Here is a 25,181-nt window from a genome sequence, read left to right on the forward strand (position 1 = left end):
GGTCTGGCTTCGTTTACGTTGCGTTCGTTATCGATGTTTATGCACGCTGTATCGTGGGTTGGCGTGTAGCAACGTCGATGAAAACGGGATTGGTACTGGACGCTCTGGAGCAAGCCCTGTGGGCACGAAAGCACAGGCAAGGGTTAATCCACCATAGTGATAGAGGAAGCCAATATCTCTCGATCCGCTACACCGAGCGTATGGCTGACGAGGGTATCAATGCCTCAGTCGGCACCACCGGTGACTCCTACGACAATGCGCTGGCCGAGACCATCATCGGCTTATTCAAAACGGAGGTGATTCACCATCGTGGACCATGGAAAGGGCGAGATGCCGTTGAGTATGCCACGCTGGGATGGGTTGACTGGTTTAATAATCGCCGACTGCTGGAACCCATAGGAAACGTTCCACCAGCAGAACGAGAAAGGACGTATTATCGTCAATTGGAGGAGTCGGGTGAAGCTGCCTGACTCAAACAAACCGGTCTCCGGAATAACCGGGGCGGTTCATGGTGGATAGTCGGACATAATATTGGAATAACCCTATTGCGGGTGATCAAAGCAAAAAGAGAACACTCACGCCCCCAGTAAATAGAAAAGGTGCTTAGATGGATGATGTAATTGCCAGGCTCCGTCAGTTTCGGGATGACCGGGATTGGAAACAATTTCATAACCCAAAAGATTTATCCTTAGCCCTCAGCATAGAGGCAGCAGAACTGTTAGAGGTATTTCTCTGGAAAAATCCCGAAAAAGCCAATATTGAGAAGGTAAAAGAAGAGCTAGCAGACGTATTCGCCTATGCTTTTCTTTTAGCGGATAGCTATGGACTAGATGTTAGGAAAATCATGCTCGATAAGATCGAAATGAACGAGATTAAATATCCAGTAAGCAAGTCCAAGGGTTCGGCTAAGAAGTACACAGAACTATGAATTACGAACCTTTGGTTGACATCCAGCGCCACCCCTTCAGCCAGGTTACCCTGATCGATTTGCGCGATAACGCTTTCGCAGCTGGCAATTGGCCTTTGGTGTACATCCTTAGTGACGAGAAGCATCTGCGGGCCTACATTGGAGAAACCACTAACACCCTTGCCCGTATGAGCACGCATCTCAAGCACAACGAGAAGCAGCTTCTTACAGCTGTTCATTTGATCACCAGTGAATATTTTAACAAGTCCGCAACACTGGATATCGAATCGATGCTGATCAAGTACATGGCTGCTGATGGCAAATACTCTTTACTCAATGGCAATCTTGGGCTGGCAAATCATAACTACTACCAACAGAACGCACTCTACGATGAGGTTTTTCGAGAAGTATGGAACCGATTGATTGCCCATGGCGTCGTTTCACGCACACTCGACCACCTCGATAACTCCGATGTATTCAAGTACTCCCCTTATAAGTCCCTTTCCTTGGATCAGCGCCAGGGGCTACTCACCATAATGCACGAAATACTAAATCCCAGCGTAAAAAATATCGTGCTGGAAGGGGGGGCAGGTACGGGTAAATCCGTACTGGCGATATTCCTGTTTAAACTGCTCAACTCAGAAGATCAACGGTTTGATTTACGAGAGTTCTCAGACGATGAAGCTGAGATTCAAGCTCTTTTAACAAAACTGAAGCAGGCCCTACCAAAGCCTAAAATGGCGCTGGTGGTGCCGATGACTTCCTTCAGAATCACATTAAAAAAAGCCTTCAAGCATGTCTCAGGACTGAGCCCAAACATGGTAATTAGCCCGTCTGAGCTGTCTCGTCAACACTACGATATAGTTTTAGTGGACGAGTCCCATCGCTTACGAAAACGGAAAAACCTCGGTGCCTACTTTGGTGCCTTCGATAAGACCTGTAACGCTCTGAGTATGGACAAGTATAGCTGTAGCGAAGTGGACTGGGTCTGCAAGCAATCTAACAAAGCAATATTTTTCTATGACCAAGATCAGTCCATCAAGCCGTCCGACGCTGATACCGATGTTTTTAAGAGCCTTAAGTCTGCTCAGAACTCGGTAACACATAAACTGCTTTCCCAGTTCCGTGTTAAAGGAGGGCAACCTTATGTGGAGTTTGTAGATAACTTGCTCAATGGCCGTTTGAAAAATGGAGCGATGCTTACTGCCAGGAACTACGAATTCGTGATGTTCGACTCACTCAACGACATGGTGAGTACCATTTCTGAAAAAGAAAGGCAGGTTGGACTATCTCGGCTGATTGCAGGTTACGCTTGGCCATGGATTTCCAAGAAAGACCCAAAGGCTCACGACATTATAATCGGTGATGTACTACTTCGCTGGAACAGCACCAATACAGACTGGATCAACACAGAGCACTCACACAAGGAGGTTGGTTGTATTCATACTACGCAGGGCTACGATCTTAACTATACGGGTATCATCTTTGGCAAAGAAATCCGATATGACAGGAAAAACCAGTCAATCGTGATAGACAGGAAAAACTATTTTGACCGAACTGGTGGGCAAGGTATCCAAGATCCGGCTGAGCTAAAGCAGTACATCATCAATATCTATAAAACTATCATGCTTCGCGGCATCCGCGGCACCTTCGTTTATGCATGTGACAATGAGTTGCGGGAATATTTGAAACAGCATATTCCACTTCATACCTCAGCAAATGCTACACATGAAGTGGAAGAACTCGTCCCCTACGTTAATGCTGTGCCTCTATTCGACCTGCAGGTGGCTGCGGGCGACTTCAGCGAACCTCAGACCGCCGAACACGGTGAATGGGTCGCTTTGCCCTACGGTGTTAGACCGCGAGAGGGGATGTTTGCATGCAGGGTGATAGGTGAATCCATGAACCGAGTTATTCCCAATGATACCCTGTGCCTATTCCGGCCAGATAATGGTGGTTCTCGAAATGGGAAGACTGTTCTCATTGAATGCATTGATAATATTGATGCTGACACCGATTCACGTTACACCGTAAAAGTGTATAAAAGCTTCAAAGTCGCAGACGAGCACGGCTGGCAACACACCCACATTCAGCTTAAACCGAACTCTTATGACGATAGCTTCGAACCCCTAGAACTGACCGAAGATGAAGCCTTACAGTATCGGGTGGTCGGCGAATTTATTTGTGTAATTGATTAACTATACAAATAGTAGGGAGGCTATTTAATGCCCTACTAATGTTTCAACAAGATACAATTCAATCAGTTAGAATACCCACACTCCAGAAGAAAGCTTCTCGAGAAAACTTACTGAGCAAAGTATGAGGACAAACCCTGAATTTATCAGCGGCATAACCAGCGCATGAATATTTTAGTCATTCTTAGTAGTTCCCTTTGGCATCTCTTTATTCAAAATAGAAAAAATACTCTTCTTTACTCTATTGGGCGCTATGCACGGTGCTGCTAGACTCAATATCATCATTACTCGGTTTACGAAGATAGATACACAGGAAAGCCCCGCATGACCAAGGCAAATATCAACACTCAGATGCTGACCTGGGCGCGCGAGCGCTCCGGCATCCCGGTGCCTGAATTTGCACACAAGTGTGGGGTGAGTGAAGAAAAACTGCTGGCTTGGGAGGCGGGTGAACAGCCCCTCACCTTCCATCAGGCGATGCAGTTTGCCGACAAGGCCTATGTTCCTTTTGGGTACCTGTTTCTTGCAGAACCACCCGAGGAAGTGCTGCCAATCCCCGATCTTAGAACGATTGAAGGCCAAGGTGTCGCTCGGCCGAGCGCGGAGCTTCTGGATCTGATCAAATTGATGCTTCAGCGTCAGGAGTGGTACCGGGACTATTTAAAGCAGCACTTTGCTGAGCCCAACCCAAATGTTGGTCGCTTTTCTGCTAATCCCTCTGTCGATGAAATCGTCACCGACATGCGCTCCCGGTTAGGCGTTGGGGATCACCCTAAGCGCGGCAAATGGGATGATTATTACCGCGACTTGACCCAGCGAATAGAAGCGTTAGGAATCCTGGTGATGCGCCAAGGCAATCTTGGACATCAAACACGCCCTTTGCGCGTTGAAGAGTTTCGCGGCTTTGCCATTGTGGATGACTACGCTCCGATCATTTTCGTCAATCATGGCGATGCGCTAGGTGCGCGCTTGTTCACCTTGATTCATGAGCTGTGTCATATCTGGATTGGTCAGTCTGGTATTTCCGATGGAAACGCTAATACGCACCGCCAGCAAGAAGTGCTTTGCAATGCCGTTGCAGCAGAGTTTTTAGTACCCGAGCAAGAGTTTAGCGCCCTTTGGCAACATGATTTAGCACACTGGCAAGATAACTTACCCACGTTAGAGGCTCATTTCCACGTCAGCACTTGGGCATTGGCCCGGCGTGCGTTGACGCTCGATTTTATCTCTCAGGCGCAATATGGCCGCTATATTGCTGAACGGCAGGCGCAGAACAAAGCTAATGAAAGTGGCAGCGGTCCCACGTACTACCAAACCAAAAAGTCCCAAATCAGCCAGCTTTTTTCCAAAGCGGTCGTCAGTGAAGCACTTAGCGGTCAGTTGATGTTACGTGAAGCAAGCGCCCTGCTAGGCGGGGTCAAACCGAGTAAAATGGAGCGCTTCGCTAAGGAGCTGGGCATTTGAGATATCTACTGGATGCAAATACCTATATACAAGCGAAAAACCAGTACTACGGAATGGATATTTGCCCCGCTTATTGGGACTGGCTGGATAAGCAGTTTGCGTTAGGTACCATTGCCAGTGTTGATATGATTGGCCGCGAGCTTAGAGAAGGTAAGGATGAACTGGCCGCTTGGGCCCGCGAACGGCCAGACCACTTCATCAGCAACGACGATGAGCAAACACAATTACTGTTCGCTGAAATCGTGCAGTTCGTCATGGAAGGCGACTACAACCCCGGCAACCGCGACAATTTCCTGGCAAAAGCCGACCCATGGGTTATTGCCAAAGCAAAAGCGATTGGCGCCAGCGTGGTCACCCAAGAAACTGTCGCGGCCGTTAATACACGAAAAGTTAAAGTACCTAATATCTGCCATAAATTCGAAGTACCCTGCCTCAACACTTTCCGGTTTCTGCGTGAGCTAGAAGCTCGGTTTGTGCTCGGTCAATAAGTAGTGCTCAACCAACGCCCCCCAAAGAACGGCGCCGATTTAAAATACCCATTACCGCTTTTTACGCCGTATCAAGAAAACAATCAGCCCCAACACGAAAAGCGCGAAGATCACGCCTGCCGCCATTAACCACGGCATGGCTTTCACCAGTAGTGGCGTTGGGCCGCCCTGGCGTAGCTCCGTAACGCGGGCGGCGTCGACTTCAAGCTCGGGGTTGCCGAACTGGCTTAGCACGTAGTTACTCACGGCGGCGATCTGCTCATCGTTTAGCTGCTCGCCAAACGCGGGCATGGCCACGGTGTAGTCATCGATTTCGCGATGCACGCCCTGCAATACCGACATAATCAGATTGTCGGCGTTAGCCCCCTGAGTCGCGGTATTGTGTATCAGCGAGGGGTAGAACTGATCATCGGTGCCCTGCCCGTCGATCTGGTGGCAGCTGGCACAGGCGCCGTTATAAAGCGTCTGGCCGTCGGTGCTTTTACCTTCGCTCATGGCCTGAGGGTCATCGTTGCGCAGCGGCTCCAACGTGGCGGGGCTTACGGGTTCAACCTCGCGGGGTGCCTGGCTTACATCAATGGCCGGGCCTGTCGCCGTGGGCGGTACCTGCTTCAAGTAGACCGCCATGCTGTGCAGGTCATCATCGCTTAAATAGCGCAGGCTATGTTCTATCGCCTCAGCCATGCCGCCACCGGCCTGTGCTTTGTTCTCAACGTGGCCAGTGCGCAGGTACTGCACCAGTTCTTCAACGCTCCAGTTGCCGATCCCGCTGGCATCGGAGGTGATATTGGGTGCATACCAGCCACCGACGTTGGCACCTGCCAGGTAGCGGTCACTATTTTCTCCCATCAGCGCGTTACGCGGCGTATGGCAGGCGCTGCAATGCCCCAGCGTATCGACTAAATAGCGGCCTCGGTTGAGAGTGTCACTTTGTTCCGGATCGTGAGTATAGGCGTCGTCCAGGAATAAGAAATTCCATGCGGCCATGCTCACGCGAAGGTTAAAGGGAAACGGCAGCGATGTTTCAGGCGTCGGCTCGTCGACCGCTTCAACCCCGTGCATAAAGTAGCTATACAGCGCGTGAATGTCATCGTCGGTTAAGCCGCTATACGCGGTGTAAGGCATGGCGGGATAAAGATGAGCGCCGTCGGCACGAATACCTTCGGTTAGCGCGCGTTTAAACTGTGCTTCTGAGTAGTCGCCAATACCGTATTCGCGGGAGGGCGTGATATTGCTGGCAATAATATCGCCCATGGGCGAGGCAATGACGTAACCCCCTGCGAAAGGCTGCCCAGACTCTTCCGGCGGGCGGTGGCAGGCGGAACAATCCGCCGCGCGCGCAAGGTACTCGCCTTGTTGGATCAGCTCGTCATTCACATTCGCTGCGTTACTGGGGCTGTCGGCACCACTTGCATGGCTGGCCAACGAAACCATAAAAGCGACACCTAGGAGCAAAGAAGATGGCAAGCGCATGTTAGATCTCCTTGGCGATGATGTCGGCAATGCGAATGCTCAAAGCAACACCGGCAAGCGTGGGATTGATCACCCCTGACGCGGGGATAACGCCGGTGGTCGCAAGGAACAGGTTATCGTGATCCCAGGTGCGACATTCGCCGTTCACCACGGAGTCTTCAGCCCTGTCGCCCATGATCACGGTCCCCATTAAGTGATCTCGGTTTTGCCAGCCGGTATCGTCTTCGATGACCTGGCCGCCCATGATGCGCACAAAGTTGGCGTAGTCACGTTTCGCGACATCGGCCGCCGCTTTTACATAGTTATCCACGCTGTAGTTAACCGTCAGCATGGGAATGCCCAAGGCATCCTTGTAGCGTGTGCTGGGCCGAACGGTGTTATGGGCGTGGGGCAACATCTCAAACACCGTGGAGATATCTACCCAGCGGGCGGCGTCATGGCGGATTCGGTCGTCGAGTTCCGGGCCTACAATCAAATTATCCAGCAGGCGCTGTGTGACGGCCGTATTGGGAACCATATTGGTTAAGGCGTGCTTAATGGCTGAGTGTTCGCGGCGGAAATCGCCATCGCGCCAGTTGAAGATCCCGCCCTGCTGAACAGGCCCGCGGCCCGGCCAGACCGGTTCATCGGCCAGAAACTGAAGCCCCATGCCGGTGTGATCCATCAGGTTACGGCCCACCTGATCCGAGGAGTTGGCCACCTCTGAAAGCAGCAGCAGTTTGGGCGTTTCCAGGCCGTGGGCGGCGACAATAAAGTACTTCGCGGTCAGGCGGGTGTCGTCACCGTTGGAGCTGCGATAGTGCACGGCCGCAATTTTACCATTATCACCTTTTTCAAGATGGTAGGCGGTAGCATCAGTGATCAGCCGGGCGCCCGCGTTTTCAGCATGGCGAGCGTGGACATCGCCGCTGTACATGGCGCCAATCGGGCATACCGGCATGCAGTTATTATTGCCGCTGCACGCCGGGCGACCGTCCCAAGGCTTATGAGTACGAGCGTTAGGCTCGTGGATGAAATGGTAGTCTTCAGCGCTGATTCGATCCCTAATACGCTGAAAATAATAGGTATCACCCTCGGGGGAAACGGGGTAAGGCTCCGAGCGCGGCGGCCAAGCATCGCCGCCCTGGCCGCTTTGGTCATCGGTATCGCTGCCGGAAACGCCCAAGGCTTTTTCAGCGCGCACGTAGTAAGGCTCTAACTCGTCATACTCAATCGGCCAGTCGCGCCCTACGCCGTAAAGCGTTTTAAGCTTCATATCATTGGGAATATAGCGCCACGTTGCCGCCGCCCAGTGCCACGTGGTGCCGCCGACCAGCTTCAACATGCCGGGGAACAGATCGAAATCGCCAGTGTTTTCGATATAATTTTCCTGGTACGACGTCGGCGCCCACGGTGTATTGGGGTAAGGATCGTTGAAATTTCCCTTGCGCGAAGAGGTGCGGAAATTTTCAACAATTTTCCAGCGCGGCACATGCTCACCCGCCTCAAGAATAATCACCGATTTGCCCTGCTGAGCGAGCTCAAAGGCGGCGTTGTTGCCTAGTGCGCCCGAGCCGATAACAATCACATCCGCGTCAAATTGCGTAGCCATGGTCATAAACGGTCCTGAATAAAAGAATCAATACGCTCGACCCGACACCTATTCGCGGGCCGGGGGCGTACTTTGGTATAAGTAAGAATTAATCAGTCGCGATGCTGGCAGGCGGGTCGACCCAATAGTCGGAGTGACCGCGGGAATACGTCGGAATAACCGTGGCATCGATAGTCGGCTCGAACATCAGTGCCCCAGTATAGGTAATAAAGCGAGTGTTATCGGTCGCGCTATGACCTTGCACGCTGCCGGTGAAGCCTAGATACCAAGTGCTGATAATCGCCACCGCCGTTTGCGTTAGCGCCTCTGACTGGGTAGCGGCAAAGGCTTTGAAGCTGCGCATATCGGTAAGATTGGCATCATCCATCGCCTGGGCCAGCAACCGCTGACGATCAGCAAAGCGCTCGTCGCTATCCAGCAATGCCTGCCAAGCGCGTCCGGCGATGCGGGCATCTAGCGCCTCTCTCCCGGTTAAACGCTCGGAAAGCATCAGAAAATCTTGGATTGCTTGCTCGCTGGTAGCACCAGGACTATCCGCCCAGGTACGCGTCGCCCAGGGGAAAAAGGCGGCAGCGGAAACAGCCGCCATACCGCCCAGTAACTCACGCCGGGAAAGACGAAGTGTCTTTACTACGTTGTTTTTAATGGATTTCATCGAAAGACCCCGCTTATATTAGCACGCTAATTAATAGCCGGAAATTATACGCCTCTTTTGTCCTATAACAATCTTTAGTCGTAGTGTGCTTATCAATGTAGCTCAAGCGACTCATCTTTTGGATTGATTCTCTGAACGGCTCGATCAACGTATTGAGTGCCAACACTCAGTGGAAGTGCCTTCAGCGACGACTTATGGGGATGAAACCGCACTAGCTTCGTGTTTGAGTTGCTGCATTGATTAAAAGGCAATCACTTATACAAAATTTTGCGCCAGGGCTTAGCAGCCACTGACGAAAAAAATATCAATCATTACAAAGGGCACTAGCGGATGCTATTGACCAGACTATTGAAAGGGTCGAAAAAGGGAGCAGCAGTCAAAATTGTATTTACCTGATTGACCAAATAACCAGCATCGGCACTTTTTGCGAGGTACGTTGCCCATTCTGGATCCGCTTGAAGAGCGCGGCGTTTGGTAGCCCGATCATCCGCATCTTTATACATCCAGACGTGAACATACGAGTTCACGTTTCCCGTTTCAACAGCGCCATAAACGACAGGATAACCTAAATGCTTAGATTGAACGTTCCAACCATAGTCCTCATATAATTTCATATGTTTTTTAATTGTACCGGGACGGCAAGTGTAGGTTCTTAAATCATAAATCATTTAACAGCTCCTTTTTTTAAAGCGCTATAAATTAGCTTTTATACTTGGCGTGAAATAACGCCGCAGGTTGAGATCGCTATAAAGATTCATCCTATAAATCCAACGCTTAGCTCTGGCATTGGTGACTCTTTATTGTTTTTAACTTGTTGCTTATCCAAAGAGTAGAGCACTTCATATTGTCTGACAACTGTTTTTCAGCTATGTTTATGGTATGAATTTTCATCCCTATAACATTGATTTGGCTTTCAGCTATGTATCTGCGCGAGAGTTTATAAGGCACCTAGGAATGTACCCTGATGACGACACCAGTAACGTTTGAACGTATTGATCGGCCCCGCAGGCTACCTGATGAGGTAGCCGCAGCGCTGACGGCGGCTATCGAAAATGGACAGTTACGCCCAGGAGACCGTTTTCCGACCGAGGCTGTGCTGTCTGAAAGTTTTGGCGTTGCCCGCACGGTGGTACGCGAAGCTATTTCGCTACTGAAATACGACGGTGTCGTTGATTCGCGGCGTGGGGTTGGAACGTTTATCACTGAAAACAGCAACCGCTCTGCATTTCGCATTAGCCCTAGCTGCTTTGAAAAACGTCAACAAATTATCAAATTGCTGCAGCTACGCGCTGAAGTTCAAGCGGGCGCTTCGGCCCTGGCTGCAGCAAAACGCTCTATAAAGCAGATGCAGGGTATCCAGGAGCGCTTCATTGAAATGGAGCGGCTGGATGCACTGGGCCCCGATGGCGCTCTTGAATCTAGAGTGGATATTGAGCTCGATTTTTATCGCTCCATCACCGAAGCCTCAGGTAATGAATACTACATTGAAGTTATTGGCATGATTGAGGGGAATATCCAAAGCAATTTGCGTTCGGCTTTTCTCAAGAATGCAGCCGCGTCTGAGTTCGGCGTCCCCATTATAAACGAGCATCGTGCTGTGAGAGATGCGCTTGCTGCACAAGATACCGCTTTGGCTCGACAGGGGACACGCTTGCGCTTTGAATGTGCCGCTGAGCGTATCGCGGCGCGTGAAGACTTTTTATAAGTAATAAGGACAAAAATCATGAATAACAACAATGTGCGTCACGGTGGTCACGTCTTAGTTGAAGCCCTGAAAACACAAGGCGTAGAACGCGTATTCTGTGTTCCAGGTGAAAGCTATTTGGCAGCGCTTGATGCCCTTTATGAATCTGGCGTAGAAACTATCGTCGCCAGACATGAAGGTGGCGCATCGATGATGGCCGAAGCTGACGGCAAGCTGACAGGCCAGCCAGGTATCGCTTTCGTGACGCGTGGACCAGGCGCGACCAACGCTTCATGTGGCGTACATGTTGCGCTTCAAGACTCCACTCCCATGATCTTATTTATAGGCCAGGTTGCTAGCGACCAACGCGATAGGGAAGCCTTCCAGGAGGTGGATTATCGAGCCATGTTTAATCCGTTGGCAAAATGGGTTGCAGAAATTGATCGTGTTGACCGAATTCCAGAATACATTAGCCATGCATTCCATGTTGCACAAAGCGGACGGCCAGGCCCCGTGGTACTTGCGTTACCCGAGGATATGCTTTCTTCCGAATGCGGTGACGTCGCTATTGTACCGGCCGCCGTATTGCCTTCAGGAAAAGCAGCAGAAAGCGATGTGAATGCGGTATTAGAGTTATTAGCCTCTGCTGAACGCCCTTTAATCATTGCCGGTGGCGGCTCTTGGTCGCAACGAGCGGCCGATGCACTGGGGCAATTCGCGAATAAAGCAGGCTTGCCAGTAGGAGCCTCGTTTCGGTGTCAGGACTACTTAGACAACAGACACTCACATTATATTGGCGATATTGGTATTGGCATTAACCCTAAGCTTGCTGAACGAGTGCGTAATGCTGACGTTATCCTGGCATTAGGTAGTCGGCTAGGGGAAATGACGACGAGTGGATACACACTACTTACGCCACCGATGCCAAAGCAGACTCTTATCCACGTCCATGCTGATTCTACTGAGATTGGCCGGGTATATCGGCCTGATTTAGGCATTGCTGCCAATGCCGCCGAATTCATTTGCCAACTTGCGGAGGCGGCTGAAGCACCTAAAACATCCCGAGAACAGTGGATTACAGAAGCCCGCGCTGATTATGAAGAGTGGCAACAGCCCCAACGCACGCCCGGCAACCTGCGGATGGAGAGTGTTATTGCACACCTCAACGGGGATCTCAGCGATGATGCCATCTTAACGAATGGCGCGGGAAACTATTCGGCTTGGTTACATCGCTATTATCGCTACCGCGGGTGGCGGACACAGCTAGCGCCGACGAGTGGCTCAATGGGCTATGGTTTACCCGCAGCCATTGCTGCCAAGCTGCGACATCCTGAACGCGAGGTTATATGCCTAGCGGGCGACGGTTGCTTCCAAATGGCAATGCAAGAATTTGGCGTTGCCTGTCAGTACGGCGCTAACATCATTGTGCTGATTTCTAACAACGGCATGTATGGAACAATCCGAATGCACCAGGAACGGCATTATCCTGGGCGCCCATCGGGAACGAACATGATCAATCCCGACTTTGCTGCTTTGGCAAAAGCGTATGGTGGCTACGGAGCAACGGTGACAAGCGACGAGGGTTTTCTAACGGCTTTTTCCAATGCGAAAAATGCAGGCGTCCCCGCCATTCTAGATTTAAAAGTCGCACCGCAAGCCTTATCACCAAAACTTCAACTAGCTGCACCTTAAGTCAAAATATAAGGGCTGGTCAGTTAAACCAGCCTTTATATTAAACGACGTTGTGTATCGCCTAAGATCGCTTTTAGCTATCAAAATAGTGCGTCTTTTTATTATCAAGCATCATCGTTATCGGCATGAAATTAATATCTCTTACTCAATATTCTGAATCTGCTCCCGCATCTGCTCAATCAACACCTTCAGCTCCACCGCGCAGCGGGTCGTCTCAGCAACAACGGATTTTGACGACAGCGTATTGGCTTCGCGGTTAAGCTCCTGCATTAGGAAATCCAAACGGCGACCCTTGGGGCCTTTCTGGGCCAGCTGGTGGCTTACTTCTTCGATATGCGCGGTTAGGCGGTCCAGCTCTTCATCTACGTCAGCCTTTTGCGCCACCATTACCAGCTCAGCTTCCAGGCGTTGGGGGTCGAGTTCGGTTTTGGCGACTTCCAAGCGTTCCAGCAATTGCGCGCGCTGGCGCTCTAAAATCTGTGGCAGCAGGCTGCGCACGGTAGTCACCTGCTCGCTGACTGCTGTAAGGCGAGTGGTGATCATCTCGGCGAGCTTGTCGCCTTCACGGGCGCGGGCATCAATCAGCTCATCCAGGGCTTGGTTAAATAGCGCTTTGGCAGCGGCTTTGATGGCATCTTGGTCCAGGTGCTGGGTTTCCATTACGCCGGGCTGATTGAGAAGCGCGAGCGTGGTGGGCGGCACGGCGCTGGGCACCTGCTGCTGGATGGCGGATAGGGCGTCGGCAATCTCTTTTAACCGCAGGGCGTTCACCGCCGGTGCTTGAGCGGTGTCGGCACTCTCGAACCGCACGCTGCACTCCACTTTGCCACGGGCCAGGCGAGTACGCAGCGCTTCGCGCAGCAGCGGTTCTAAATCCCGTAGGCTTTCATGTAGTCGAAAATGTGGCTCTAAGTAGCGCTGATTCACCGAGCGAATTTCGACCTGCAGGGTGCCAAAGGGGGCGGCCTGCTCGGTGCGGGCGAAGGCGGTCATGCTGTGCGTCATGGAAAAACCTGTCGAGAGATTAGCGTGTTGGAAGTGTAGAGCATTCGCTAACACTCTTGTTTGAATTGACGCGTCTATTTATTCGCTACGTTGAATGCTGAGCCAAAGTACGGAGATCAAACACCCATGATATCTGGCTGCACCTCAATAAGCAGACTGGCATCCGGCGATGGCGTATCCATCACCTCGAAGACGCGGTCGATCATCTCGCCCACGTTTTGTCGCGCCATTATCAAGTGAGGGTGAAACGCAGCGGCCAGAGGATCCCAGTCAAAGCAGCCAACAATCATATCGTCAAGCTGGTAGCCGCCCCGCTGTAGCCAGCGCACGACTCCCTCAAGCGAAATCGTTGAATTGACGAACATCGCGCTGGGAAGCGTGGCGCGGTGGCGCATATACGCCTCTAGCGCAACCTGGGCCTTATCGGCGGCATAGTCGCAGGGAAGGATGTCTGCCTCCGAGGTGGAAAGCCCGCGTTCAGCGCGAGCCTGGGTGAACCCGGCAATCCGCTCGCGGGTATTGTGATCCTCCGCACGGCCACCAATAAACAGGATGGCGTTGTCACTCGGCGCTTGGCTGGCTAGCTGGTTGAGAATGGCGTGGGTCAGCTTTTGCGCGCCCTCCCGGTTATTGGAAATAATCGAGGGGGCCTTACCGCCGGGCAAATCCAGGTTAATACTCGCCACGCCGCTCTCATCGCACATCGCTGAAATCGTGTCGGGATCAGTGGCCCCGGTACTGACTAAACACTCGACCCGGTAGGCGAGCATCATGCGCGCCGCCTCGCGCTCTTGGGTCGGGTCACGGTTGGTACAAGCGACAATCGCAAACAGCCCACGGCGCCTCGCCTGGGCTTCGAAATGCTGGGCAATCGAGCTGAAATAGCGGTTGTCGTAGAGCGGCAAAATCATGCCAATAATGCCCGAACGCTCCCGGCGCAGCGCTCGGGCCTGCATGTTGGCTGAATAGCCCTCAGACTGAGCGAGGGAAAGAATTTTGCTAGCCAGTTTTTTGCTGATGCGACGGCGCTGCCAAGTGCCGTTGAGCACGGCACTGACGGTACTAGGCGATGTTTCTGCCAACCTCGCCAGGTCGTAAATGGTCAGCCGCTTGGATGAAGAGTCGCTAACCACGGGGCAGCTCCTTGCGATTAGATAAAAGTAGCATTGACGTGATCAAGGAATAGATCAATCCTGCATGTTGCACAACCGATTGTGCACACTCGCTTAAATGATAACAACGATAGCGATTTCGCATCGCTTAAGTACCACTTAACGTATCCAGCACTATGTACAGTTTCTGTGCATTAAATTCCTATGCATTGTGAGGCTCCAAAGCGTCTGCGTCATTTTATTTGACCCTGGCGCAACGTACAGCAGCACTATTAAAGCGCTTCAATGCACGCTATTCCACTGACTGGGTTAGCCAACAGCAAGCAGGAAATCACAATGAAATACAAAGCACTTCTTACCGCGGCTACGCTAACAGGCATTATCGGCAGCACCAGCGCAATGGCTCAGGAGCCTCCTACTATCGCCGTGGTCGCGAAGGTAGGTGGCATCCCTTGGTTTAATGCCATGAAAATGGGCATTGAGCAAATGGGTGAGGAATTAGGCGTTGAGGCTTATATGGTGGGGCCCACTAGCGCCGACCCGGCCCTGCAGGTACGCGCGATTGAAGACCTGATCAGCCGCGGCGTTGATGTCATCGGCGTGGTACCCAACGACCGTGAAGTGCTGGAGCCGGTGCTGGAGCGCGCTCGCGAGCAGGGCATTATCGTGCTGACCCACGAGAGCCCCGAGTCGGTCAATATCGACTACGATTTTGAGATGATTTCGGCGCAGCAGCTTGGCGAAGAGCACGCCAAACTGCTTGCTGAGACTACTGGCTGCGAAGGCTCCTACGCTGTTTATGTGGGCGGCCTAAGCGTGCCTGCACATAACGCCTGGGCAGATGCTGCCGTGAACTGGCTGGACGAAAACTGCGCTGGCTTAACCCAAGCGGCAGAGCGTTTCGGCGTGGCCGAGAGCGTCGATGATAGCCGTAATACCACCCTTGATCTGCTGCGCGCTCATGAAGACCTGGCGGGCATTATGTCGTTTGGCAGCCAGGGTACCATCGGTGCCGCTCGTGCGGTTAAAGAGCGTGGCCTAGAGGGCGATGTTGCCGTGATGGGGCTTTTCTCGCCGGGTCAGGGGCGTCGTCTGGTGCATGAAGGGGTTATCACGGGCGGTTTCCAGTGGAGCCCACTTGAGGCAGGTAAGGCCTTCGTCGCGCTTGGTGAGATGCTCTATAACGGCGAAGAGATTACCGATGGCGCTGAGCTGCCGGTGCTCGGTGAAATCACCCTGGACGGCCATACGATCTTTGCCTCGCAGCCGCTGGAGCTGAGCAAAGAGACCGTGGATGAGTTGGCAGAGCTTGGCCTGTAAGACTGCGCTTATTCATATCGTGTCAACACTGCCGCGCTCAATGAGCGCGGCAGTTATGTTAAGAGAGCCATCATGTTTAGAGAGGAGCCGCCGATGAGCGAGATCGCGATTCGAGCGCGTCATGTTAGCAAGGTCTTCGGGCAAAGCCGGGTGCTCGATGATGTCGAATTCGAACTTCGCCGTGGTGAGGTTATGTGTTTGGCGGGCGAAAACGGCTGCGGCAAAAGTACCCTCATTAAAATTATCAACGGCGTTTACAAGCCTGAGCCAGGCATTGAATTTACGTTTGGCGATGAAACTCTCTCTGCCATTAGCCCGCTAGAAGCGCGCAGCCGGGGCATCCACGTCATCTGGCAGGATCTTGCGCTCTTTCCGCACTTAACCGTCGCGGAGAATATCGTCTTTGATGACTACGTCTCAAAGCCGTGGCGGCCGATCTCTTATAAAAAGGCGCTGAAGCAAGCGCGCGAGATTATTCAGCAGTTTGGTTTGAAATTGGATCCCACGGCCCGCGTTGAAGACCTTTCGATTGCCCGCCGCCAGTTGGTCGCCATTTGCCGTGTGCTGCGCGCAGGGGCCAGCATTATTTTTATGGATGAGCCCACCGCCTCGCTCACCTATAAAGAGGTGCAGGCGCTGTTGGCGATTACCCGCTCGCTGGCAGAAAAGGGTATTTCTATTGTGCTGGTCAGCCATCGCTTGGCGGAAGTGCTGGAGGTGTGCCAGCGGGTAACCGTACTGCGTAACGGCCAACTGGTGGGCACTTACCCCACCGAGGGAATGACCCAGGCACGGCTCTCCACGCTGATGACCGGTCTTGAACTTGAGTTCCCCCCCCGGGCTGAAGCCCATCAAGGGGAACCGGTACTAGAGCTTAAGCACCTGAGTCGTCAAGGCGAATTCGAGGACGTCTCCTTCACCCTGCATCGCGGAGAAATCTTGGGTCTGACGGGCCTGCTAGGTGCCGGACGTACCGAGATCGCCCATGCCATTTTCGGCATGACCCGCCCCACGTCGGGCGAGATACGCAAGGATGGCCAGCCGCTCAAGCTGCGCTCCAATCGCGATGCCGTGCGTCACAAGATCGCCTACCTTTCCGAAGACCGCCTTCACCTGGGCCTGGTACAGAACCAGTCAATCAACATGAACAGCGCCGTCACCGTGCTGCCTTCACTTGAGAAGCCGCGCGGCTTTCTCTCACCGCGGCGCATCCGGGCGCTGACCGCACACTGGGTCGAGCAACTGAAGACCAAGGTGAGCGATGCAGAGCTTGCGGTCTCGTCGCTCTCCGGGGGTAACCAGCAGCGCATCGCCCTTGCCAAGTGGCTGGCGACCAAGCCTGAAGTGCTGATTCTCGACTGCCCAACCATTGGCGTCGATGTAGGGGCGAAAGCCGGCATTTTCGACATCATCCGTGATCTTGCCGATCAGGGCGTGGCGATTATTTTGATCTCCGACGAAGCGGGGGAAATCTGGATGAATACTGACCGCGCGCTGGTGCTGCGCGAGGGGCGTATCGCGACCGAGGTGATCCCCTCTGAAACCACGGAAGAAGCGCTGGAGGCGATCATCAATGCGTAACCTGTTATCACGCCAACGTATCAGCACTGAAGGAGTGCTGCTGGGCATTATTCTGGCGCTCTCAATAGTGCTGGCGCTGACCACCAACAGTTTCTTAAGTGTTCAGAACCTGTTTGACCTGCTCAACAACCAGTCGGTCAATATCATATTTGCCGTGGGGTTGGTGGTCGTGCTCATCGCGGGGGGCATTGATATCTCCTTCGCGGTGGCGGCGTCGGTGGTGCAATACGTGGTGATGACGCTGCTCATTGACACCCTGGGCGGCGGCAGTTGGCCGCTAGGCATCCTACTCTCAATGCTGGTGGGCACTCTACTGGGGTTGTTTAATGCGCTGCTCATCCACCGTTTTCGTATTGTCTCGATTATCGTCACCATCGGCACCTTTAACCTGTTTTTCGGGCTATTGATGTACTTCACTGGCGGGGTATCGATCTACGCTATTCCCGATTGGCTCTACTACTCAATTCCTCTCCTCGACCTACCTGCCGAGCGCGGTTCGGCCACGCTCTACTTCCCCGCCGCCGTCATGGCAGTAATGGTCTTACTCACTTGGTTCATTCTGGCTCGCACTGGCTTCGGGCGTGCAGTTTATGGCTTTGGTTCAAGCCCCGAGGCCGCGCGCCGTTCGGGCGTGAGTGTGTGGAAAATTCACGCTTTTGCTTACGGCTGGCTGGGGCTATGCGCGGGTGTGGCGGGCCTTATGCAGGCGCATATTGTGCAAGAGGTGGTGCCCAACGCCTTGATCGGCCAGGAACTGCCGATTTTAGCCGCGGTAGTGCTCGGTGGGGCAACGTTAGGCGGTGGGCGCGGCTCGGTGCTGGGTGCGGTGCTCGGCGTGCTGCTGCTGGCCGTGGTGCAAAACGGCCTTAACCTGCTGGGCGTAACGCCCTACGCTTTCCGCATGATTGTCGGGTTGATTATTTTGATCGCGATCACGACCAGTAATCTGGGCAACCTCTTGCCCCGTTCAACCAGGGCGCAAAACGTATGAATAAGCCGCTGAACACGCCATCCAGTGCTGGCATACGCCTGGCTGGCGATACCATTGAAGTGATGGCCATGACGGCCCTTTTAATTGCCAGCATCGTTTTTTTCTCACTGCTGGCACCGGGCTTTCTCAGCGCGACTAATTTTAACTCGATGTCGATGCAGTTGCCGGAGCTTGGGCTGCTTTCGCTGGCGATGCTAATACCGATTATTTCCGGCGGGCTCAACCTCTCGGTCACTTTTACCGCCAATATTGCGGGGCTCACCACCGCTTGGCTGGTGCAGGGCCTGCTAGCAGGAATGGGCATTTTAAGCGCTCCCATGGCGATTATGGTCGGGCTGATTGTCGGTGCCGCTGCTGGCTTTTTAATCGGCTTTATTGTTGCCTACGTAGGAGCGCACCCCATTTTAGTGTCGCTAGGCGCGATGATTTTTCTGCAGGGCGTGGGCGAGTTTTTAACTCGCGGTGTCGGTATATCGGGTATGCCGGCCGTGTTTCAAACTATCGGAAGCGGAAGCTTGCTGGGCGTGCCCATTCCCATGCTGATCTTTCTCGCCGCCGCCGCCGGGCTTATGTACGTCATGCACTTCACCCGCACCGGGTTCTCGATCTATATGCTCGGCTCCAACCCCCGTGCTACCGAGTACTCGGGCATTAATGTTAAACGCGTGCTGATTACCGTCTACACCCTTTCCGGTCTGCTCGCGGGTCTCGCCGGCATGGTGATGCTCGCCCGCTTCAACTCCGTGCGCGTAGGCCACGGCGAGAGCTACCTGCTGATTACCGTGCTGGCCTGTTTTCTAGCCGGGGCGAACCCGTTTGGCGGCTTTGGCCGCGTACTGCCACTGGTACTGGGCTTAATGAGCCTGCAGGTGATCGCCTCTGGTATGAACCTGATGGGCGCCAGCCAGCATCTAGCCACCGCCGTCTGGGGTGCTTTTCTAATTATTGTGATGGCACTGCGCATGCCGTTTATCAAACAGTCGTGAGTAAGGTTTTCCATGAGTCATCAAGAACATGTTCTGGGCATCGATATCGGCACTGGCAGCGCTCGGGCGGGCATTTTCACGCTTGATGGCGTGATGCTTGCCGAGGCAAAAACACCCATTGCGATGCATCGCCCTGCCGAGCATCACGTAGAGCAGAGCTCCACGGATATCTGGCGCGCGGTATGTAGCGCGACCCGCCGCGCCCGCGTGGCTGCCGGTGTAGCGTCCGATTCCATCACCAGCATGTCGGTAAGTGCCACCTGCTCGCTCGTCCTTCTGGATCAGCAGGATCAACCGCTTGAGCTCTCACCCGGTGATGAAGCGTGGAATATCATTGTCTGGATGGATCACCGTGCAACCGCTGAAGCCGCTGAGTGCACGGCTACTCATGCCGCGCCACTGGCTAACTTGGGTGGCGTTATGTCCCCCGAGATGCAGATGCCCAAACTGATGTGGCTAAAGCGCCACCGCCCAGAGCTTTACAACCAGATTGGCTACGCTGGAGACCTCGGCGACTGGTTAGGCTTTAAATGCACGGGTTCCACCGAGCGTTCGGTGTGCATGCTCGCCTGCAAGTGGACATTTGATCCACGCCCGGGGTATGGCTGGGATCATGACTTTCTAGATCAAATCGGTATGCAGGATGTACTTGAACGCGCCCGTTTAAGTGACCAGGTGCGACCTGTTGGGGTAACACTGGGGCAATTAACGGCGGCGGCGGCGGCCGACCTAGGCCTCACTACCGATTGCACCTTCGCGGTCGGTATGATCGATGCCTATGCCGGTGCCCTTGGCACCCTCGGCAGGAGCCTAACCGACGCCCCCGAGAAGCGCCTGGCGGTGATTGGCGGCACCTCCACCTGCCATATCGGCGCTCAGCCAGAACGGCGCGAGGTGCCCGGCGTGTGGGGCCCTTATCCTGGAGCGCTGTGCAATGGTTTTGTGGCTAACGAAGGTGGGCAGAGCATTACCGGCGCGCTGCTGGATCACTTGGTGGCGATGTTCGCCGCCGGCAGTGAATTTGGCGATGATGTGCACGGTACGCTTTCCGATGTGCTGCTGGAGCGCCTGGAAAACGGCGACCCCGCGCCGCATACCCACGTCTGCCCCGACTTCATCGGCAACCGCTCTCCGCTGGCGGACCCGGAAATTCGCGGCGCGATTACCGGGCTCACGCTAGATTCGCCACAGGAAAGCTTTATTAAGGTCTACTGGGCGGCCGCCACCGCGCTGGTATACGGCACACGGGCGATTATCGAGCGACTGAATGCGCATGGTTACGCCATCGATACACTGCACTTAAGTGGTGGCCATGGCCGCTCGGCATTACTGCGCAAGCTCTATGCCGACGGCACCGGCTGCCGCGTTATCTTATCTGATGCGCCGGAGCCCGTGCTGCTTGGAGCTGCCGTGTCGGCGATGGCTGCAAACGCTAATGGCGATATATTGAGTGTTGCGAGCGAGCTATCCCCTGGCGAGCAGGTAGTGGCGCCTGACCCAGCAACATACGGGCTACATTCGGCGCGTTATACTGCTTTCAAACAGCTCTACGCTGGGCGGCTCGATTAACAACCACCGTTCGCGGGCCTTAAACACATAAGCACGCGCTCGGACGTGTACAATGGGCGGCTTTTCCTTGTAATGCGATTTTTTGTAGAGAGGTGTTATTTGTGAGCAGTGCTACGCGTCCTGATGTTGTTCGCCCCAGCGGCCGCCAAGCCGACCAGCTCCGTGACATTCGCCTGACTCGTGACTACACCCGTCATGCGGAAGGCTCTGTCCTGGTGGAATTTGGCGATACCAAAGTGCTGTGTAATGCCAGCGTAGAAGCCGGCGTGCCGCGCTGGCTGCGCGGCAAAAATCAGGGTTGGGTTACCGCTGAATACGGCATGCTGCCCCGCGCGACTCACACGCGTAGCGGCCGTGAAGCGACACGCGGTAAGCAAGGTGGCCGTACGCTGGAAATTCAGCGCTTAATTGGCCGTAGCCTGCGCGCGGCGGTGAATTTGAAGAAGCTGGGCGAATTCACCATTACCATTGACTGCGATGTCATTCAGGCCGATGGCGGTACGCGGACCGCGGCGATTACCGGTGGCTGTGTAGCGCTGATGGATGCCATCCGCTATTTGCAGCGTGAGAAAAAGATCAAAAGCGATCCTTTCAAGCAGCTGGTTAGTGCTATCTCCGTGGGCATTTATAAGGGTGTCCCGGTGCTGGATCTTGACTACCCGGAAGACAGCAAAGCCGATACCGATTTAAACGTGGTGATAACCGAAAACGGCGAACTGATAGAAGTGCAGGGTACCGCCGAGGCGGGCTCCTTCAGCCGCGCAGAGCTAAACAGCATGCTCGATTTAGCCGAGCAAGCAGGCGATACACTGCGCGACCATCAGCGTGAAGCGCTGGGAATTCGTGGCTAAACGTTAACGCACGCCAAAAACGCAACAAGCCGACCTAAGGGTCGGCTTGTTGCTTAGTTACCACTTAAACTACTGCGACGCGGGAAAAGTGCGCTGACTAGCGCTTAAAGCGCTAGGTCGTACTCAATGATCAGCGGTGCGAACTCGGAGAAGGTCGCATCGTAATCAATCCACGCGTCAACCACGTGGCGGCGGAAGTTGGGGCCGACTAATTGATAGTCGATCCGCCAGCCTTCTTGGCGTTCACGGGGCACGTCTTGGTCAAGCTTCGGCCACCAGGTGTACTCACCTACATCGCGGTTAATTTCGCGGAAGGTGTCGATAAACCCGGCGGGGCCAAGCACCTGATCCATCCAGGCGCGCTCTTCCGGGCGGAAGCCTGAGGTCAGTTGATTATCCGACCAGTTAGCCAAATCGACGGTTTTATGGGCAATATGCCAAGTACCGCAGAGGATGTATTCGCGCCGTTTGCGCGACATCTTCGTCAGGTACTCTTGGTACTGATCCATAAATGTCTGCTTAGCTTTTTGGTCACTTCCATCAGGCATCAGGAAAGAGACAATACTGAAGCGTTCATAATCCGCCTGCAGAAAACGTCCTTCATGGTCACACTGAGGAAACCCTAGACCATACATAATCGCCTTGGGGATTTTGCGGCAATAGAGTGCCACACCGGAGAAACCATCCTCTTCGGCATCCAGGAAATAGCCTTCATAGCCTTCCGGATACAGAATGTGGTCGCCCAGTTCAAAACTTTTTGCCTTGATGTTCTGCACGCAGACTACGTCGACATCCTGCTGAGCCAGCCAGTCCAGGAAGCCACGATCGACGGCATCACGAATACCATTGACATTGATGCTGGCAATTTTCATAAATCGTCCCTTTTGCGTCGCTGCTGTATGATACCCGACGTTTAGACGTTTGGGTAAAGGCAGCGACTAAAACTTGCCATTTACCCCACTTTTATTGTTGCTTTCGTACCTATTTAAACTTACCACCTAGTGAGGAATGCCGTGGCCACCACTCTACAACCCTACCAGCACGATTTCATTGCCTTTGCCATTGAGCAAGGTGTGCTTAAGTTTGGCGAGTTTACGCTTAAATCTGGCCGCGTTAGTCCCTACTTTTTTAACGCCGGACTGTTTCAAACCGGCCGAGCGCTGGCCAAGTTGGGGCGGTTTTACGCTCAGGCGATTGTCGATAGCGACCTAAACGCTGATGTGCTGTTTGGCCCAGCGTACAAAGGGATCCCGCTGGCGGCGGTCACGGCCGCAGCCTTGGCCGATCACCACGACCAGGATATGCCTTACGCCTTCAACCGCAAAGAGGCCAAAACCCACGGCGAAGGTGGCAACATTGTTGGCGCGGCGCTTTCCGGCAATATTCTCATTATTGATGACGTCATCACCGCAGGCACGGCGATTCGCGAAGTAATGAGCCTGATTGAACAAAGCGGCGCGCGTGCTGCCGGGGTGATCATTGCGCTTGATCGCCAGGAGCGTGGCCAGGGCGAACAGAGTGCGATTCAGGAAGTACAGGCACAGTATTCAATGCCGGTGGTGAGTATTGTTACCTTAGAGCAAGTGCTTACTTACCTTGAAGAACACGCCGGTGGTGAGATGCTGGCCTACGCGGAAGCGATTAGGGCTTATCGTGATCGCTACGGCATTGCCAGTTGATTAGATGGGCTGCGCGCCTTCAAATCCTTGTTGGCGCCATGCTTCGTAGCTCACAATAGCCACGGCGTTGGATAGGTTTAGGCTACGGTTATTGGGCTGCATGGGCAGGCGCAATTTGTGCTCTGCGGTTAGCGCTTCATGCACCTGGGGTGAGAGCCCAGCGGTTTCAGAGCCAAATAGCAGCACATCGCCGGGAGCAAAGTCAGCATCGCTATAGGATCGCGTACTTTTGGTGGTGATCGCCCAGATGCGTCGGCCCTGCATGGCCGCCTGAAAGGCGCTAAAATCCGCGTGGCGAGTAACGTTGGCGAGGTCACGGTAATCCAGCCCGGCGCGACGCAGTTTTTTCTCTTCCAGGTCGAAGCCAAGCGGCTCAATCAGGTGTAACCGGCAGCCATTGTTGGCAACCAAGCGCATGATATTGCCCGTATTGGGCGCCATACGTGGTTCAAAAAGCGCTACGTCAAACATCTCCACCTGCCTATTGTTCACCCGTTATGCATTTACTAAGCGCCGCTGATTGTAATCGAAATAGCACTTAAAATCGTACTCGAAATAACTTGCAGCACTCGCAGAGGACTACCTTCGCCATGACGCCCTCAACACCTAAGAGCATTCTTAGCCGCATTAAAGGGCTAAACCCGCGCCAGCAAGAGGCCGTGCGCTACATTGATGGCCCTTGCTTAGTGTTGGCGGGCGCAGGGTCGGGCAAAACCAGCGTTATCACCACTAAAATTGCTTATTTAGTCCAAGAATGTGGAATGAGCGCACGTAGGATCGCCGCAGTCACCTTTACCAATAAAGCTGCCCGGGAGATGAAAGAGCGCGTGGGCCAGATGCTTCACGGTAAAGAAGGTCACGGGCTAACGGTCTCTACCTTCCACACTCTGGGGCTCAATATTATTCGCGGTGAGCTGAAAACACTGGGCTACAAGCCAGGCTTTTCACTGTTCGACCCGGAAGATGCCAAGGCGCTGCTGCGGGATTTGATGAACAAAGACGCCCAGGTGGATGCCGAGCAGATCAACGCCGTGCAGAGCAAAATTTCCACCTGGAAGAACGATTTAGTGCTGCCCAGCGATGCGCTTTCGTTTGCTGCGGATGACGATGAGCACTTTGCCGCTCGGGTATACGAAGCCTACGTGCGCCATCTAAAAGCCTACAACGCAGTAGATTTTGACGACCTGATTCTGCTGCCGGTAGTACTGCTGCAGCGCAATCCGGAGGCGCTAGAGCGCTGGCGGCGTAAAATTCATTACATGTTGGTGGATGAGTATCAGGACACCAACGTCTCCCAGTACCTACTAGTGAAGCTTTTAATGGCCGAGCGCTCCACCTTTACCGTGGTGGGTGATGATGACCAGTCAATCTACGCCTGGCGTGGTGCTCGCCCTGAAAATCTGATTACCCTGGGGGAAGATTTCCCGCGTTTAAAAGTGATAAAGCTGGAGCAGAACTACCGCTCTACTGCCACGATACTGCGCGCGGCCAACACGCTGATTGCCAATAATCCCCACGTTTATGAGAAGACGCTGTGGTCAGACATGGGCGACGGCGCGCCCATTCGAGTTATCGTCAACCGTCATGAAGAGGCCGAGTCCGAGCGCGTCGCCAGCGAAATGCTCACCCGGCGAATCAAGGAAAAGTCCGAGTGGCGCGACTTTGCGGTGCTTTATCGCGGCAACTTCCAGGCACGATTGTTAGAGCTCAAGCTGCAGCACTACCAAATTCCTTACAAGCTTTCCGGCGGCACGTCGTTTTTCTCGCGTAACGAGATCAAAGACACCATGGCGTATTTGCGCCTGCTGATTAATCCTGCCGACGATAACGCCTTTTTGCGCATTGTGAACGTACCGCGTCGTGAAGTGGGCCCTGGAACGGTAGAAAAACTCGCTAACTACGCCACCGAACGCTCTATATCGCTGTTTGCCGCCTGCC

At 53.7% G+C, this 25,181-nt stretch carries 23 protein-coding genes; 15 read left to right on the forward strand and 8 right to left on the reverse strand.

Annotation, left to right across the window (positions count from 1 at the left end; genetic code table 11):
- The 5 genes from ACTH5D_RS11480 to ACTH5D_RS11500 form a co-directional block, all read left to right on the forward strand.
- A partial coding sequence (locus ACTH5D_RS11480) for a DDE-type integrase/transposase/recombinase (RefSeq protein ID WP_441671334.1) occupies nt 1–470 on the forward strand: 470 nt, incomplete at its 5' end.
- A 137-nt stretch (nt 471–607) separates the two neighbouring features.
- Nucleotides 608–928, forward strand: coding sequence for a nucleotide pyrophosphohydrolase (locus ACTH5D_RS11485; protein WP_441671336.1), 321 nt, complete (start codon nt 608–610; stop codon nt 926–928).
- Nucleotides 925–3,105, forward strand: a complete 2,181-nt coding sequence (locus tag ACTH5D_RS11490; protein ID WP_441671338.1) for a DNA/RNA helicase domain-containing protein — start codon at nt 925–927, stop codon at nt 3,103–3,105. Before ACTH5D_RS11485 ends, ACTH5D_RS11490 begins: the two co-directional genes overlap by 4 nt.
- 321 nt (nt 3,106–3,426) lie before the next feature.
- Complete coding sequence (locus tag ACTH5D_RS11495; RefSeq protein WP_441671340.1) at nt 3,427–4,566, forward strand: ImmA/IrrE family metallo-endopeptidase; 1,140 nt, start codon at nt 3,427–3,429, stop codon at nt 4,564–4,566.
- Nucleotides 4,563–5,054, forward strand: coding sequence for a DUF4411 family protein (locus tag ACTH5D_RS11500; RefSeq protein WP_441671342.1), 492 nt, complete (start codon nt 4,563–4,565; stop codon nt 5,052–5,054). Before ACTH5D_RS11495 ends, ACTH5D_RS11500 begins: the two co-directional genes overlap by 4 nt.
- 51 nt (nt 5,055–5,105) lie before the next feature.
- On the opposite strand, the gene ACTH5D_RS11505 is transcribed toward ACTH5D_RS11500, so the two are convergent.
- From ACTH5D_RS11505 to ACTH5D_RS11520, 4 genes are all read right to left on the reverse strand, one after another.
- Nucleotides 5,106–6,527 carry a c-type cytochrome gene (locus ACTH5D_RS11505; protein ID WP_441671344.1) on the reverse strand — a complete coding sequence of 474 codons (1,422 nt, stop codon included), beginning with the start codon at nt 6,525–6,527 and terminating at the stop codon, nt 5,106–5,108.
- Between the two features lies 1 nt (nt 6,528).
- A complete protein-coding gene (locus ACTH5D_RS11510) occupies nt 6,529–8,124 on the reverse strand; it encodes a GMC family oxidoreductase (RefSeq protein ID WP_441671346.1) in 1,596 nt (531 codons plus the stop codon).
- Between the two features lie 82 nt (nt 8,125–8,206).
- The gene (locus ACTH5D_RS11515; protein WP_441671348.1) at nt 8,207–8,773 is read right to left on the reverse strand and encodes a sugar dehydrogenase complex small subunit; all 567 of its coding nucleotides are present in this window, start codon (nt 8,771–8,773) and stop codon (nt 8,207–8,209) included.
- Nucleotides 8,774–9,096: 323 nt separating this feature from the next.
- Nucleotides 9,097–9,441 (reverse strand): NIPSNAP family protein, encoded by a 345-nt coding sequence (locus ACTH5D_RS11520; RefSeq protein ID WP_441671350.1) that lies wholly within the window; start codon nt 9,439–9,441, stop codon nt 9,097–9,099.
- 296 nt (nt 9,442–9,737) lie between these two features.
- Between ACTH5D_RS11520 and ACTH5D_RS11525 the strand changes: the two genes are divergently transcribed.
- A complete protein-coding gene (locus tag ACTH5D_RS11525) occupies nt 9,738–10,478 on the forward strand; it encodes a FadR/GntR family transcriptional regulator (protein WP_441671352.1) in 741 nt (246 codons plus the stop codon).
- A gap of 18 nt (nt 10,479–10,496) precedes the next feature.
- On the forward strand, nt 10,497–12,149 hold the full coding sequence (locus tag ACTH5D_RS11530; protein ID WP_441671354.1) for a thiamine pyrophosphate-binding protein: 1,653 nt from the start codon (nt 10,497–10,499) through the stop codon (nt 12,147–12,149).
- 141 nt (nt 12,150–12,290) lie between these two features.
- On the opposite strand, the gene ACTH5D_RS11535 is transcribed toward ACTH5D_RS11530, so the two are convergent.
- Together ACTH5D_RS11535 and ACTH5D_RS11540 are read right to left on the reverse strand one after the other, a co-directional pair.
- Nucleotides 12,291–13,154, reverse strand: coding sequence for a YicC/YloC family endoribonuclease (locus tag ACTH5D_RS11535; protein WP_441671356.1), 864 nt, complete (start codon nt 13,152–13,154; stop codon nt 12,291–12,293).
- Between the two features lie 116 nt (nt 13,155–13,270).
- Nucleotides 13,271–14,287, reverse strand: coding sequence for a substrate-binding domain-containing protein (locus ACTH5D_RS11540; RefSeq protein ID WP_441671358.1), 1,017 nt, complete (start codon nt 14,285–14,287; stop codon nt 13,271–13,273).
- Between the two features lie 315 nt (nt 14,288–14,602).
- On the opposite strand from ACTH5D_RS11540, the gene ACTH5D_RS11545 reads away from it, so the two are divergent.
- From ACTH5D_RS11545 to rph, 6 genes are all read left to right on the forward strand, one after another.
- Nucleotides 14,603–15,586 carry a substrate-binding domain-containing protein gene (locus ACTH5D_RS11545; protein ID WP_441671360.1) on the forward strand — a complete coding sequence of 328 codons (984 nt, stop codon included), beginning with the start codon at nt 14,603–14,605 and terminating at the stop codon, nt 15,584–15,586.
- Between the two features lie 93 nt (nt 15,587–15,679).
- Nucleotides 15,680–17,167, forward strand: coding sequence for a sugar ABC transporter ATP-binding protein (locus ACTH5D_RS11550; RefSeq protein WP_441671362.1), 1,488 nt, complete (start codon nt 15,680–15,682; stop codon nt 17,165–17,167).
- Nucleotides 17,160–18,158: an ABC transporter permease gene (locus tag ACTH5D_RS11555; protein WP_441671364.1), complete on the forward strand. Its 999-nt coding sequence runs from the start codon at nt 17,160–17,162 to the stop codon at nt 18,156–18,158. Before ACTH5D_RS11550 ends, ACTH5D_RS11555 begins: the two co-directional genes overlap by 8 nt.
- Nucleotides 18,155–19,144 (forward strand): ABC transporter permease, encoded by a 990-nt coding sequence (locus ACTH5D_RS11560; protein ID WP_441671366.1) that lies wholly within the window; start codon nt 18,155–18,157, stop codon nt 19,142–19,144. Before ACTH5D_RS11555 ends, ACTH5D_RS11560 begins: the two co-directional genes overlap by 4 nt.
- Nucleotides 19,145–19,156: 12 nt before the next feature.
- Nucleotides 19,157–20,713 (forward strand): FGGY-family carbohydrate kinase, encoded by a 1,557-nt coding sequence (locus ACTH5D_RS11565; RefSeq protein ID WP_441671368.1) that lies wholly within the window; start codon nt 19,157–19,159, stop codon nt 20,711–20,713.
- 101 nt (nt 20,714–20,814) lie between these two features.
- Nucleotides 20,815–21,564 (forward strand): ribonuclease PH, encoded by a 750-nt coding sequence (gene rph, locus ACTH5D_RS11570; RefSeq protein ID WP_441671370.1) that lies wholly within the window; start codon nt 20,815–20,817, stop codon nt 21,562–21,564.
- 104 nt (nt 21,565–21,668) lie between these two features.
- Here the strand turns inward: rph and ACTH5D_RS11575 are convergent, their stop codons facing one another.
- Complete coding sequence (locus tag ACTH5D_RS11575; protein WP_441671372.1) at nt 21,669–22,436, reverse strand: exodeoxyribonuclease III; 768 nt, start codon at nt 22,434–22,436, stop codon at nt 21,669–21,671.
- 141 nt (nt 22,437–22,577) lie between these two features.
- Here ACTH5D_RS11575 and pyrE point away from each other — a divergent pair, with 141 nt between their 5' ends.
- Nucleotides 22,578–23,243, forward strand: a complete 666-nt coding sequence (gene pyrE, locus ACTH5D_RS11580) for an orotate phosphoribosyltransferase (protein ID WP_441671374.1) — start codon at nt 22,578–22,580, stop codon at nt 23,241–23,243.
- Here pyrE and ACTH5D_RS11585 read toward each other — a convergent pair whose 3' ends face one another.
- Complete coding sequence (locus ACTH5D_RS11585) at nt 23,244–23,714, reverse strand: tRNA (cytidine(34)-2'-O)-methyltransferase (RefSeq protein WP_441671376.1); 471 nt, start codon at nt 23,712–23,714, stop codon at nt 23,244–23,246.
- A gap of 119 nt (nt 23,715–23,833) precedes the next feature.
- Here ACTH5D_RS11585 and ACTH5D_RS11590 point away from each other — a divergent pair.
- On the forward strand, nt 23,834–25,181 hold a 1,348-nt coding region (locus ACTH5D_RS11590; protein WP_441671378.1), incomplete at its 3' end, for a UvrD-helicase domain-containing protein.

The organism is Halomonas sp., from assembly GCF_052095695.1.
Classification (GTDB): Bacteria; Pseudomonadota; Gammaproteobacteria; order Pseudomonadales; family Halomonadaceae; genus Vreelandella.